The organism is Paraburkholderia caffeinilytica, assembly GCF_046030355.1.
GTDB classification, from domain to species: Bacteria; Pseudomonadota; Gammaproteobacteria; order Burkholderiales; family Burkholderiaceae; genus Paraburkholderia; species Paraburkholderia caffeinilytica_B.
Genome location: NZ_JAQQCQ010000008.1, coordinates 79,749 through 93,619, shown reverse-complemented (window position 1 = coordinate 93,619; position 13,871 = coordinate 79,749). Strand labels below are relative to the sequence as shown.

At 62.5% G+C, this 13,871-nt stretch carries 12 protein-coding genes; 7 read left to right on the top strand and 5 right to left on the bottom strand.

Annotated elements, in window-relative coordinates; all coding sequences use genetic code 11:
- Positions 1-39: 39 nt before the first annotated feature.
- From PQQ95_RS14530 to PQQ95_RS14515, 4 genes are all read right to left on the bottom strand, one after another.
- Entirely contained in the window at positions 40-870 is an 831-nt protein-coding gene (locus PQQ95_RS14530) for an ABC transporter ATP-binding protein (RefSeq protein ID WP_408438081.1), read from the bottom strand.
- On the bottom strand, positions 864-1,925 hold the full coding sequence (locus PQQ95_RS14525; RefSeq protein ID WP_408438080.1) for an ABC transporter permease: 1,062 nt from the start codon (positions 1,923-1,925) through the stop codon (positions 864-866). The genes PQQ95_RS14530 and PQQ95_RS14525 overlap by 7 nt, the downstream gene beginning before the upstream one ends.
- Before the next feature lie 55 nt (positions 1,926-1,980).
- The gene (locus PQQ95_RS14520) at positions 1,981-3,429 is read right to left on the bottom strand and encodes a SidA/IucD/PvdA family monooxygenase (protein WP_408438079.1); all 1,449 of its coding nucleotides are present in this window, start codon (positions 3,427-3,429) and stop codon (positions 1,981-1,983) included.
- 150 nt (positions 3,430-3,579) lie between these two features.
- Positions 3,580-5,070, bottom strand: a complete 1,491-nt coding sequence (locus tag PQQ95_RS14515) for an MFS transporter (RefSeq protein ID WP_408438078.1) — start codon at positions 5,068-5,070, stop codon at positions 3,580-3,582.
- 277 nt (positions 5,071-5,347) lie between these two features.
- On the opposite strand from PQQ95_RS14515, the gene PQQ95_RS14510 reads away from it, so the two are divergent.
- From PQQ95_RS14510 to PQQ95_RS14490, 5 genes are all read left to right on the top strand, one after another.
- A complete protein-coding gene (locus PQQ95_RS14510; protein ID WP_408438077.1) occupies positions 5,348-6,415 on the top strand; it encodes an ABC transporter substrate-binding protein in 1,068 nt (355 codons plus the stop codon).
- Positions 6,416-6,431: 16 nt separating this feature from the next.
- Positions 6,432-7,286, top strand: coding sequence for an ABC transporter permease (locus PQQ95_RS14505; RefSeq protein WP_408438076.1), 855 nt, complete (start codon positions 6,432-6,434; stop codon positions 7,284-7,286).
- Positions 7,287-7,328: 42 nt separating this feature from the next.
- Entirely contained in the window at positions 7,329-8,210 is an 882-nt protein-coding gene (locus PQQ95_RS14500) for an ABC transporter permease (RefSeq protein ID WP_408438075.1), read from the top strand.
- Positions 8,211-8,274: 64 nt separating this feature from the next.
- Entirely contained in the window at positions 8,275-9,141 is an 867-nt protein-coding gene (locus PQQ95_RS14495; protein ID WP_408438074.1) for an ABC transporter ATP-binding protein, read from the top strand.
- A gap of 87 nt (positions 9,142-9,228) precedes the next feature.
- The gene (locus PQQ95_RS14490) at positions 9,229-10,176 is read left to right on the top strand and encodes a TauD/TfdA dioxygenase family protein (RefSeq protein WP_408438073.1); all 948 of its coding nucleotides are present in this window, start codon (positions 9,229-9,231) and stop codon (positions 10,174-10,176) included.
- Between the two features lie 15 nt (positions 10,177-10,191).
- Here the strand turns inward: PQQ95_RS14490 and PQQ95_RS14485 are convergent, their stop codons facing one another.
- Positions 10,192-11,409 (bottom strand): acyl-CoA dehydrogenase family protein, encoded by a 1,218-nt coding sequence (locus PQQ95_RS14485; protein WP_408438072.1) that lies wholly within the window; start codon positions 11,407-11,409, stop codon positions 10,192-10,194.
- A 290-nt stretch (positions 11,410-11,699) separates the two neighbouring features.
- On the opposite strand from PQQ95_RS14485, the gene PQQ95_RS14480 reads away from it, so the two are divergent.
- A complete protein-coding gene (locus PQQ95_RS14480) occupies positions 11,700-11,990 on the top strand; it encodes a co-chaperone GroES (protein WP_007177123.1) in 291 nt (96 codons plus the stop codon).
- An 18-nt stretch (positions 11,991-12,008) separates the two neighbouring features.
- Complete coding sequence (gene groL, locus PQQ95_RS14475) at positions 12,009-13,649, top strand: chaperonin GroEL (protein WP_408438071.1); 1,641 nt, start codon at positions 12,009-12,011, stop codon at positions 13,647-13,649.
- Positions 13,650-13,871: the final 222 nt, after the last annotated feature.

Below are 13,871 nucleotides of genomic sequence, written 5' to 3'. Positions count from 1 at the left end.
TGACGGTTCCTGGTCGTTATCGATTGTTTTATTCGTTGTTCAGGTGTCGAGTCCGAGTTGGGCAAGCACCTCACGGCGCAGCGCCACCAGTTTCGGATCGTCGCGATGGCGCGGATACGGTGCGTCGTTGTGCACCTCGGCGACCACGCGCGCCGGCCGCTCGCTGAAAACGATCACGCGATCGGCGAGTAACAGCGCCTCTTCGACGTCATGCGTCACCAGCAGCACGGAAAAGCGGGCGTCCCGCCAGAGCCGTGCGAGTTCGCCCTGCATGCGAATGCGTGTGAGGGAATCGAGCTTGCCGAATGGTTCGTCCAGCACCAGCAGCGCCGGATCGTTGACGAGCGCGCGGGCCAGCGCCACGCGCTGCGCCATACCACCTGACAGTTGATGCGGAAACGCTTCGGCGAATTCACTCAGCCCGACCAGCTCCAGGGCGGCGTCGATCCGTTGCTGCACCTGGTCCTCTTGCGGACCGCTGCGCCGCGCGAAGCGTTTGCGCTGCGCCTGCGGACCGATCCCGACGTTGCCGCGCACCGTGCGCCACGGGTACAAGGTCGGATCCTGGAACACCACCACGCGCGACGGATCAGGACCGGCGATCGCCGCGCCGTCTGCCTGCACGCTGCCCTGCGTCGGCGTATCGAGTCCAGCGACCAGCCGCAGCAAGGTGGACTTGCCGCAACCACTCGGGCCAAGCAACGCGACGAACTCGCCCGGCTCGACCGTGAAGCTGACGTCCTGCAGCACCGGCAACGCGGCGCCACGCAGCGCGAATTGATGGCTGACGTGGCGCACATCAATGCGCGCGCCGTCGCGGACCGGCGCAGCCCCGGCCGTCTGATTCAACACTTCGGGTACGGCTACCATTTGAGCAATCCCTTTTGCCAGGCCAGCAAGCGGTCACGCACACGGAACAGCAACGTGATCAGACCGGAGCACATCAGCGCCATCACGAGCAGCGCGGCATACATATTCGAATACGCCGCCCAGCCCTGGGCCCATTGCAGATACCAGCCGAGTCCGGCTTTCACGCCCATCATCTCCGCGACGATCAGCACCGAAAACGAGGCGCCGAGTCCCATGAACAGGCCGACGAAGACCGACGGCAGCGCCGCCGGAATGGCGACGCGCAGAATCAGAAAAGCGGGTCTCGCGCCGAGCGTGCGCGCGATGTCGTAATAAGCCGAGTTGACGCCGGCCACCCCCGACCATGTCAACACAGCAACCGGGAAAGCGGTCGCCAGCGCGATCAGGAACACGCTTGCGCTAAAGCTCGATGGAAAGAAGAAGAACGCCAGCGGCAACCACGCGGTAGCCGGTAGCGGTCCAATCAAGCGGAGGACCGGATGGACCCAGTAGCTCACGGCCTGCGACCAGCCGATGCTCACGCCCGTCACGAAGCCCGCCGCCGCGCCCAATACGTAGCCATAGGCGAGTAGTCCAAACGAATGCACGACGCTCGAACCCAGTCGAGGGTAATCGTCGGCGTAGACGCCGATCAACGCCTGGGGAGGGGCGAAGAACGGCCGCGGCAACCATTCGAGTTGCGCCGTGACCACTTCCCATGCGCTCACGCCGAGCGCCAGCGCGAGCAGCCATGGCATTGCCGCGAGCCATGCGCGAGTACGCGTGGGCGTCGCCGCCTGAGTGGACGGATTGCGCCATCCCGCAACGGCCGTCGCAACAGCGAATACCGCCAGCACCAGCTTCAGCGCGATGAATTCTTTCGTGTACGGCCAGTCGTCCGCGCTCGGCCACCACTGGGTCAGCGCCGCGCTGCCGAACCACGCCATGGCTGCGAGGCTCGCAATCAGGACGCCGCGTGAAAGTCCGCGCCGTCGTGTGAAAACGCGGTTGACGTCGCCGACGTCCGCGCCGATGGCCGGCGCTCCTGTCGCGATCGAATCGAACTGAGTAGACATAGCAGATCCCGCTTCCTGTCCTGTTGAGTTAACGTGCGCGCGCTCGCGGTCCACTTCACACGACGTCGACCCTGTCGCGCTGCCAGACGCTCTGTGCGTAGACCGATTCGTCGAAATCGGCAGCGATGTCGTCATGAATACGCGCGTCATGCGCGTCCAGATCGCCGAGAAACAGATCGCGGCTGATTCGCTGCACCACGGCCGGAATGTCGCGCTTCATGCTCGGCACGTCGCCGACCGGCAAGCCGAAGCTGACAAACGCCGCCGGGTTGTACACGTGGATATGCTTCAGATAAGGCGCTTCGCCCTCGACCTTCTCGAGGTATTCGAGCGCGGTGCCGAGATACGGATGCGCGCCCAGCGCGTCATCGCTATCGCCTGCGGCGGGCGAGTACTGATCGCGCCACAAACGGATGGACCCGGCAATCTGCGCCAATTCCGGCCGCAGCGCCGGATCGATGACGTAGCCCGTGCCGGCAATGACAAAATCGAACGCGAACGACTCCCCCGCCACCTCGGTCTCCACACGCTCGTCTCTGACGCTCGCATGGGTCCACGGCGCGCCGAGATGCAGATGAAAGTTGGGAAAGCGCGTGACGCGCTCCACCGCGTCGACCGGCGGCGTCGAACCGGCAACGCGGAAGCGCCGCGCCTGCGACCAGCGAATCGCGTCGGGCAAGTGGAAATAGTTGTCGTACGCGCCGGGATAGGCGCGTGTGCGGGTCACCGGCACCGACGCAAGCCGCTCGCGTCGCACGAACAGGTGCACTTGCCCTGCGCCGGCTTCAAGCGCCGTGCCTGCGGCATCGAATGCCGATGCCGCACCGCCGATCACGGCCACGGACTTGCCACGCAGCGCCGCGAAATCGATCGCCTCCGAGGTGTGGGCACGAAGGGCCGGCGGAAGGCTCTTCAGCACGGCAGGAACGTTCGGGCCGCCATTGCCGGCTACGCCGTTGCCGAGGACGATCTTGCGCGCCGTCTCCACGACGGTGCGCACCGTTGCGCCATCGCGTACTTCCAGATGCAAACGAAAATGCTCACCCGTAGGTTCGATTTGCGTAAGCCGCGTGCCGTAGCGAATCGGAATCTCGAGGAAATGCCGGTACCACGCGAGATATTCCGCCCAGCGCGTGCGAGGAATCCGGTCGATCTCCGCGTACGATGCGGCGCCGAAGCGCGCTTCATACCACGCCTGAAAGCTCAACCCCGGCAGACCCACTTCGGGACCCACCAGCGATTTCGGGGTGCGCAGCTTGTTCATCCGGGCGCGATTCAACCAGACGCCCGCTTGACCTTCATCGGCGGCGGCGTCGATCACGCTGACCTGACCGATGCCGGCGCGTCGCAGTGCAAAGGCGAACGCCGCACCAGTTTGGCCACCGCCGACAATCACCACGTTATGGTCAATGCCCTCGCGCCGCGGGACCCAATTCTCGGGTGCCGGGCCGATCAGCCGCAAGGTGTCGAGCGCAGGCTGATCGGGGTGATTGGATTGCGTCATGGTGTCGGAATCTGCGAGGGAGTTGAACGGCTGACGGATGCGTCGAAATCGAATGGCGCCGCCATCGGACAATCAAGTATCGCGGCGCCAGAGGCTTACCCAAACCAACAAATTTCGCTTTGCTTATTTGTTTCGGAACGCGCGCATGCATCAAGCCGGTGCCGTCTTTCCCGAATCCGCGTAATCTTCAGCGTCGATGTCGTATCCCGACGGCTCCCAGCGAATCGCCAGTAGAACGAGCAACGAAGTCAGCGGCGCGATTGCGATCAACCAGAAGACCTTCGTACCGAACGCCGCAGCCAGAACCGGGAACAGAAACAGCGAGACCGTCGACGCGGAGCGCACCAGCGTCTGGTTGAAACCCACGCCGATGCCGCGCAGCGAGGTCGGGTAACTCAGCGACGCATAGGTCATTGAATGGGAGCCGGGGCCGAAACCCTGTCCGAACAGGTAGCCGCCGAGCAGCAGGATCGCGACCACAACGAGCGCGCCGCTGCCCGGCTTGCCGATGAGCGCGAGCCCGATCAGCGAGGCGAACTGCAATGCGTGTCCGAGCACCGTCATCTTCCATGCGCCGACAGTCGGCGCGGTGCGCACGCCGATCAGCCCGCCCACGAAGGCAAATGCCAGATTCAGCGCGAGCGCCGCGATGATCGTCGTGAGCGGCCCCTGATGAAAGAAGCTGGTGATGATCACCGGCAGGCCGAAAATGATCGCGTTGTAACCGAACGACGAGGCACTGCCGATCACCGCAGCGAGAATCGTGCGACGCCGATAAGTGGCGTTGAACAACACGCCATAGTTACGCCACGATGCCGCGCGCGGCGCCTTGACCGGTGTCGCGCTTCGTTCAACCACGGCGTCGACGCCGTATGAGCGTTTCAGAATGCGCGCGGCCTCCTCGAGATCGCCCTGATTCGCTGCCCAAACAGGCGATTCGCTGATATAGCGGCTGCGCACGAGAATAATCGCGATGGCCGGCACCGCGCCGAACGCGAGCGTCAGACGCCATAACCAGCCAAGCTGATGCTCCGGCAGAATCGCGTACAGCCCGAGAATCAGCAGATAGCAGGTGCTCGTGGCCGCGTACCATGCGGGGCACCAGGCCGCGACGCTGGCGGCCTTGTTGCCCTTGCCCGCCACTCGCGAGAACTCCGCCAGAAACGCCATCGCCACCGGCAGATCGAGGCCGACGCCGAAGCCCATCAGAAACCGCGCCCCGCCGAGCACCCACGCATTCGGCGCAAGACCGGCTGCGATCGCCGCGACCACGAAGAACAGCATATCGGCCATAAACACACGATAACGGCCGATGCGATCGGTCAGATAACCGCCAAACAGCGCACCCAGGATCGCGCCGAATGTAATCGCCGACGAGACGAATCCCACCTGAACCGGCGACAGTGAAAACTGGCGCGCGATGTCCTTGATCCCATAAGCGAGCGACGTCAGGTCGTAAGCATCAAGAAAGACGCCACCCAGGGCGATCGCAATCACGATGCGGGCATTACTGCCCTTTGCAGCACCTGCGTTGACGATGCGCGATACGTCTTGCGCACTGCGGATGACGGTGGGCGACGCCGCATGAGCGGCAGGCGCTTGCGGGTCGGCGACGGTGGAGGGAAAAGCAACGGTGGACATGATCTCGCGTTCGCATGAATGGCTGAAGCGTTGCATGGTAGCGAGGCGATTCGCGCCGGCAAAACGACGAATTTATCTATGCAAATCGGGAATTGCGCACTGCCTGCACGCTTTCGGTGCGCAGCGCCGCTGCAGGCAGCAGGTTCGAACGCCTGCAGATTTTCTTATCAGCATTCGTTGGTTGGATTCGCACGCAGGCGAATCTAACGTGTAGTGCCAGCTCTTTGTCCACCTGAGCATTTGCACGTCATTCCCTTCCATCGACCGGTATTGCCGCATGCGCTATTTCCGTCTGTTGAAATCTTTTGTTGCCATCGTAACGCTGTCGCTTGCCGCGGTTCACGCCTATGCCGACAAACCCGCCGTGATCCGCATCGGCGTCGCGCAGCAAGGTACGGGCGATCCACCGACCTTCGGTGGTTCACCCGCGGCGACCGTGCAATTGCAGCAGTCGCTCGAAAAGGAATTCGCCGCCGACGGCATCAAGGTGGAATGGCTGTTCTTCAAAGGCGCCGGCCCCGCAGTGAATGAAGCGATCGCCGACAAGTCCCTCGATTTCGCCTTTCAGGGCGATCTGCCCGCTGTCCTGGCTCGCGCCAACGGCCTGAAGACTCATCTTCTGCTCGCCTCGGGCGTACGCACCGGCATCAAGGTCGCCGTCCCCACCGATTCGGATGTGCACTCGATCAAGGACCTCAAAGGCCGGCGCGTCTCCATTTTTCGCGGCACCAATCTGCAACTGGTCGCCGACAACGCGCTCGCCGCCAATCAACTCGACGAGCGCGACCTGCACGTGATCAATCTCGACACCGCCAGCTCCCTCGCCGCGCTCGCGTCCAAAGGAATCGACGCGTCGGTCAACGATTACCACTTGTACAAGCTGCGCGACCAGGGGCTCGCAAAAATCGTCTACGAATCGCAGAACGATGGACCGCAATTCACGCGTCAATCGCATCTGCTGGTGCTCGACGACTTCGATCACGCGCATCCGGACATCGTGCAACGCGTCGTCAACGTGTTCGTCCAGGGCGCGCAATGGTCGTCAGATGAAGCAAACCGCGATGCGCTCTTCAAGCTGTGGGCCAAAAGCGGCGTGCCCTATTCCTCATGGCAAGCCGAGTTCGCGAATCAAAGCCTGAAAAACCGCAATTCGCCGTTGATCGATCCGTTCATCGTCGCGCGCTATAAAGCGGTCGCAGCAGATGCGCTGAAACTCAAACTGATCCGTCAGCCGGTCGAGGTCGACAGCTGGTTCGAGACGAAATATCTCGACAATGCGCTGCGCGCGCAAAAACTCGACCACTACTGGACGCGCTACGACGCCGCCGGCAAGCCGCTCAGCTAAAACGGGAGCGATCACGATGAGCGAAACCGCACTCCCGGTCGACCATGAACAGCTCGGCCACATTGCCGCGGCCCCGCGCGCGCCGCTCTATCGCAACGCACGGTTGCGTGCATGGGGTTGGCGGCTCGCGCCATGGGTATTGCCGGCAGTACTGCTCGCCCTGTGGGCGACGGGCTGCGAGCGCGGGTGGATCGCCCCGCAGATCCTGCCGCCACCCGAGCGCGTGTTCGACACCTTCGTCGAACTGGCGAAAAGCGGCGATCTGGCCAGCAACACATTGATCAGTCTGCAACGCGTGCTGTTCGGCTTCGGCGCCGGCACGCTGCTTGGCTTCGTGCTAGGCGCGGCGCTCGGCCTGTCGCGCACTTTCGAAGCCTACGTGTTGCCGAGCTTCAATGCGCTCGTGCAGATCCCCGTACTCGGCTGGCTGCCGTTCCTGCTGCTGCTCGTAGGTGTTGGGGAACCGCTCAAATACATCCTGATCGCGCACGCCGCGCTTGTGCCCGTGACGTTGAGCACCCTGCAAGGATTCCGCCAGACACCCGCCTCGCTCGATGAAGTCGCACGCGTCTTCGAATACAACCGCTGGCAACGGATCGTCTATCTCGTGCTGCCTGCCGCCGTGCCGACGCTCGCCACCGGCGTGCGGCTCGCGTTCACCAAGGCGTGGCTCGCGCTGGTAGTGGTCGAACTGGTCGCATCGTCCGAAGGACTCGGTTATCTGATCGTCTACGGCCGGCAGTTGTTCCAGCTCGACCTCGTGATGGCGTCGGTGGTCGTGGTCGGCGCCATCGGTTACGCGATGAATCGTTCGCTCGACGCACTCGAAGCGCGTTTGCGGCGCGGTCAACCGTCGGCGTTTCGCGAGTAATGGCGGCAAACGCTGCCATGCGCCGCTTATGAGGTATCTGCAATGAGTCTGACTCTTTTCAAGCGCCCAGCCGGATCGAAGCAGTCGGCCGATACGTCCTGCGATTGCAGCAACGTGCCGGCGTCCTTCCAGCGCGCGGCGCGCCCGCGCCGGCCGTTGCTTACGCGTGTCGACTGGCGCGGTGCTGTTCTGCCCATCATCGCCATTGCGATCTGGTGGGCGATCTCGGAGGCGCATGTCGTCAAAAGCGGCTTGCTAGTCAGTCCCGCGCAAGTTCTCGCCACCGCCTGGCAACAGATCGTCAGCGGCGCGTTACTCAAGGCCCTCTCGGCGTCGATCGCGCGCGAAGCGAGCGGCTTTGTAATCGGCACACTGGGCGGCCTGCTGCTCGGCAGCGTGCTCGGCTTTTCGCGGCTCGCCACGCGCATGATCGGCCCGAGTTTCGACACGTTCAAACAGATCTCGCTGTTTGCGTGGATTCCTTTGATCTCCGTGTGGTTCGGTCTTGGCGATGCGGCGAAAGTGGTGTTCCTGTCACTCGCCGCGTTGCTGCCCGTCGCCGCCCACACGTGCGACGGCATTCATGCGGTGCCGCGCGCCTATATCGAAGTCGCACGCGCCTTCCGCTACACGCGCTGGCAACTCATCAGTGCCGTCATTCTGCCCGCCGCGCTGCCGTCGATCTTCACCGGCATCTACCTCGCACTGATCTATTCGTGGCTCGCCACGCTCGGCGCCGAATATCTGCTGGTAGCGGGCAGCGGAATCGGCAATACGCTGATCGACGGCAGCGAGCAGTTCCGCATGGACCTGGTGCTGTTCGGCGTGATCGTGGTCGGGGTGACCGGTTGGGCCTTGAACGCACTGGCTCGCGCGGTGGAACGGGCGATCTTTGCGCGCCGTTCGCAGGTAGCCGCGCGATAAACACGCACCCGGTATTCATCGCCTACACACTGAATTTTCACCGAATAGAAATCAGGGTCCGCACATGAGTTCTTCCACGCTTTCCGAAAGCATCGACATTCTCCGCGTCAGCAAGCGCTATACGCAGCAAGACGGCACACCGCTCGCGGTGCTCGACGACATCAGCCTGCGGGTGCGTCCCGGCGAATTCGTCAGCGTGCTCGGGTCGAGCGGTTGCGGCAAGTCGACCTTGCTGCGCCTGATCGCGGGACTCGATACCGATTACACCGGCGATATCGTCGTCGCCGGAGAAAAGGTGCGCGATACGTCGCTCGAACGTGGCATCGTGTTTCAGGATCACCGCCTGTTTCCGTGGCTCACGGCGTCGCAAAACATTCTCGCCGCACTGCGTAACGCGCCGCTGTCGGCACGAGAAAAAAAAGACGCGGTCGCGCAGCACATCGCGCTGGTCGGCCTGAACGGCTTCGAACATGCGTATCCGCATCAACTGTCCGGCGGGATGGCGCAGCGCGTGGCGATCGCGCGCGGTCTTGTGAACCGTCCGCGCGTGCTCCTGCTCGACGAACCGTTCGGCGCGCTCGATGCGCTCACACGCGGCCGCTTGCAAAACGAACTGCAACGCATCTGGGAACACGAACGCATCACGATGATTCTCGTCACGCACGACGTCGACGAAGCGCTCTACCTCGGCGACCGCGTCGTCACGATGGCGCCGCGGCCGGGCCGCATCAAACGAATCGTCGATGTCGCGCTGCCGCGTCCACGAGAGCGTGCCGATCCCCGCTTCATTCGCTTGCGTGACGAAGTGCTGGCCGATTTCGCCGAGCACGACGGCGAACGCCGCGAACCTCAAGCGGACGATACACCGCACGGTGGCACGCGCATTGCCGTAGCAAGTCCGCCGATCACCGAATGGCGGCTCGCATGGTGACGCGCGCGGCACCCTATACACAAACCCTAACAGGCGCCCGCAGCAGCGGGTTATTGACGCAAACCGTCCCTTAACAAGGAGCGCCCCATGAGCGCAGCCGCATTGCAGGAAGTACAGTCGATTCAGGTCACCCCGCTTTCCGCGCACATCGGCGCGGAAATTCACGGTGTCGACCTCACACAGAAACTCGATGCGCGTCAGATCGCGGACATTCGCGCGGCGCTTCTGAAATGGCGCGTCGTGTTCTTTCGCGAGCAGTTCCTGACGCACGAACAGCACGTCGCATTCTCAGCACAGTTTGGCGAGCTGACCTTGGGACATCCGGTGTTCGGCCATGTCGACGGTCACCCGGAGGTCTATTCGATCTCGAAGTACCGCAAGGCGACGCGCTTCGAGGGGCAAGCGGTGCTGCGGCCCTGGACCGGTTGGCACACCGACGTGACGGCCGCCGTCAATCCGCCCTGGGCGTCGATCCTGCGCGGCGTGACGATTCCGCCGTACGGTGGCGATACGCAGTGGACCAGCCTGGTGGCCGCCTATCAGAAACTTTCCGCGCCGTTGCGCACGTTCGTCGACGGACTGCGCGGACTGCATCGCTTCACGCCGCCGGCCGGCGCGAGTGGCACGGAAGCGTTTGTCAAAGCCGTCGAACAACGCATCCTCGTGACCGAACATCCGCTCGTCAGAGTGCATCCGGAAACGGGCGAGCGGGCGCTCTATGTCAGCCCGAGCTTCCTGAAGTCGATCGTCGGCGTGACGCCGCGCGAAAGCCAGGTGCTGCTCGAACTCCTGTGGGAGCATGTGACGCGGCCGGAGTTCACCGTGCGCTTCAAATGGGAGGCCGGCAGCGTCGCCTTCTGGGACAACCGCGCAACGGCTCACCTCGCGCCGACGGATATTTTCGACCTCGACTTCGACCGGCAGTTGTATCGCACGACGCTGGTGGGCGATGTGCCCGTTGGGCCGGACGGCGCGCAGTCGGTCGCGATCGAAGGTTCGCCGGTGAGCGCCGCGGCCGCAGTCGCGTTGAACTGAGACTGAATGCCGTCTTCAGAAAACACGCCCTTCAGTCAGATGCGTGGTCACGCCGTTCAACTCGTAATCGCCGACCACGCGTGCTTTATGCAGCAACGGGTTATGGCTGAAGATCGTGCGCAGATTGCGCCAGTGACGGTCGAAATTGTGGGCTCGCCCAGTGGCCGATGCTCCACCGATTTCAAACAGGCGCTCGCCCGCATGGAGCGCCAGCTTGCTGACCACCAGTTGTGTTTTGGCGGTCGCCAACGATCCTTCCAGCACCAGGTCTTCCGCATGGGCGGCGCTGCTGCGGATGGCATTGGCCGAGCGGTCGAGCGTGCGTGCGTTTTGCGCCACCAGTGCGTCGATTGAGAGGCTGTGCGCCGCGAGATCGCCCACCACCTGTTGCACAAAACCGTCCTCGCGTGCCGAGGGTGCCGGGCTATGCAACACCGGGCGGCCGTATTGCGTCACGTAGCGCCGCGCGTCCGCAAGAATGTTGCGCACGATACCCGCCGCAACAGTGACCAGATGCAACTGCCGTACCGCGCTGCCATGACGGCCCGCAAGACTCGTATAGCCGCGTGTCGCGATTTCATGGGCAAATACCTGCACGTTGTCGAGCACGAGACTGCCGCTCGCCGTCATGCGTTGCCCCATCCCGTCCCAATCGTCGAGTACCTGCAGGCCCTCACGCGAGACCGGAATAACGATCGATACCTTTTCGTCGTTCTCATCTTGCACATTGATACGCGCGTAATCGGAAAACGCCGTGCCGGTCGAATAATATTTCTTGCCCGTTACGCGAAAGTGCTCACCGTCGCGCACCAGCCGGGTGACGATTTCACCGGGTCGCGACGTGCCGAGTTCGGTCGACGCGCCGCCAAAGATCGCGCCTGCCCGTACGCGCTCGATCTGCGTGTCGTTGAAGGCGGAACGCGGGGACAGCACCAACTGCTCGGTCAGATCGAAATGAATCCGCAATGCATGCGCGACATTCGACTCTTCCGCGGCCAGCGTGGCGATCACATGGAACAGATCTTCCAGCGAACCGCCGAGGCCACCCCACTCCACAGGAAAACGAAGCACGCTCAGCCCCGAATCGCGAAACAAGGCGAAACGGTCAAATGGCAACTCGCGCCGCACTTCACGTTGCGCGGCATCTTCGCCAATCGCTTTCGCGAGCGCCGGCAATGCGGCGAGTGCCGCCTGAAGCCGCGCACGCGCTGCGCTTTCCTGAGAGACCTGCATGCCTTCATTCCTTGTAGAAACGCACGGATCAAGCTTGATCCGGCTATATATCCTGGGAGCATGAACCGGCGTCCACATGCGCCGGGCCGATGCGACAGACCAGTATAGGGACGCGGCACACTGCGCAAAACAAGCGATTCAAGCTATGGATATGTGTGTTTCTGAAATGCCATTCGCCGATAAGGATCGATGAATCCGTTATTGGAGCGTCGCGCGGCATCTTTCTATACTCGATTCCGGTCAGCACTCACCACCGACGAGTGCCAAATTTCAATCGCGGAAATCGAACCATGAGCCTACGTCCCTTGCACGACCGCTTGATCGTCAAGCGTCTCGACCAGGAAACCAAAACTGCTTCAGGCATCGTCATTCCCGAAAGCGCCGCGGAAAAACCCGACCAGGGCGAAGTGATCGCCATTGGGCCGGGGAAGCGCGATAGCGACGGCAAACGCATCGAGCCCGATCTGAAAGTCGGCGAGCGCGTGCTGTTCGGCAAGTACGCCGGCCAGTCGGTCAAAGTGGACGGCAACGAATTGCTCGTGCTGCGCGAAGAAGATGTCGTCGCAGTCGTCACTCAATAACGAACGGAGCGTTCAAACATGGCAGCAAAAGAAATTATTTTCAGCGACGTCGCCCGCTCGAAACTGGTCGAAGGCGTCAACATTCTGGCCAACGCAGTCAAGGTCACGCTCGGTCCGAAGGGCCGCAACGTGGTGCTGGAGCGTAGCTTCGGTTCGCCGGTCGTGACGAAAGACGGTGTCTCGGTCGCGAAGGAAATCGAATTGACCGACCGCGTGCAGAACATCGGCGCGCAACTCGTGAAGGAAGTGGCCTCGCGCACCAGCGACGCCGCCGGCGACGGCACCACCACCGCGACCGTGCTCGCGCAAGCCATTGTGCGTGAAGGTCAGAAATACGTCGCGGCGGGTCTCAATCCGCTGGACCTGAAGCGCGGCATCGACAAGGCGGTTGTAGCCGCCATCGAGGAGTTGAAGAAGATCAGCAAGCCGACCACGACCAGCAAGGAAATCGCCCAGGTCGCGACGATCTCGGCCAACGGCGAAGAATCGATCGGCCAACGCATTGCCGAAGCGATCGACCGCGTCGGCAAGGAAGGCGTCATCACCGTCGAAGACGGTAAGTCGCTCGACGATGAACTCGACGTGGTGGAAGGTCTGCAATTCGATCGTGGCTACCTGTCACCGTATTTCATCAACGATCAGGATAAACAGGTTGCCGTGCTCGATAACCCGTTCGTGCTGCTGCACGACAAGAAGGTATCGAATATCCGCGATCTGCTGCCGATCCTGGAACAGGTCGCCAAAGCCGGGCGCCCACTGCTGATCATCGCGGAAGACGTGGAAGGCGAAGCGCTGGCTACGCTGGTGGTCAACAACATTCGCGGCATTCTGAAGACCGTCGCGGTCAAGGCGCCGGGCTTCGGCGACCGCCGCAAGGCTCTGCTCGAAGACATCGCGATCCTGACCGGCGGTCAAGTCATCGCTGAAGAAACCGGGCTGTCGCTCGAGAAAGCGACCCTCGCTGAACTCGGTCAAGCCAAGCGCATCGAGGTCGGCAAGGAGAACACCACGGTTATCGACGGCGCCGGCGACAGCAAGAACATCGAAGCGCGGGTGAAGCAGATCCGCACGCAGATCGAGGAAGCCAGCTCCGACTACGACCGCGAAAAACTGCAGGAACGTGTAGCGAAGCTGGCGGGCGGTGTGGCGGTCATCAAGGTTGGCGGTGCAACCGAGATCGAAGTGAAGGAAAAGAAAGACCGCGTCGACGACGCGCTGCACGCCACGCGCGCCGCTGTCGAAGAAGGTATCGTGCCGGGCGGCGGCGTCGCGCTGATTCGCGTGAAGCAGGCCATCAGCGGACTCAAAGGCGTGAACGCCGATCAGGATGCAGGTATCAAGATCGTGCTGCGTGCGCTCGAAGAACCCCTGCGCCAGATCGTGACGAATGCCGGTGAAGAAGCCAGCGTGGTGGTCGCGAAAGTGGCTGAAGGTACGGGTAACTTCGGCTACAACGCGCAAACCGGCGAATATGGCGACCTCGTCGAATCGGGCGTGCTCGATCCGACCAAGGTAACGCGTACGGCGTTGCAAAACGCGGCTTCGGTGGCGGGTCTGCTGTTGACCACCGACGCGACCGTCCATGAAGCACCGAAAGATGCACCGGCAGCGGGCCAGCCAGGCGGTCCGGGCGCAGGTGGGCCGGGACTGGATTTCTGAGCGTCGACGCGCTAGCCGTATCCTGCACGCCTGCATGTTTTTTACAGCATGCAGGCGTGCTGCATTTGAAGCCTACCTGTCAACTGGATGCAGCGCGTCATGCTTGCCGAACACCATCGTGACGCGATCAAATCCGCCCCAACATCAATTACGCCGCTTTAACGACGCTCATGTCTGCATAAATGCGCGAATCAGATAACGGTATGAAAAATCCTTGGTTCT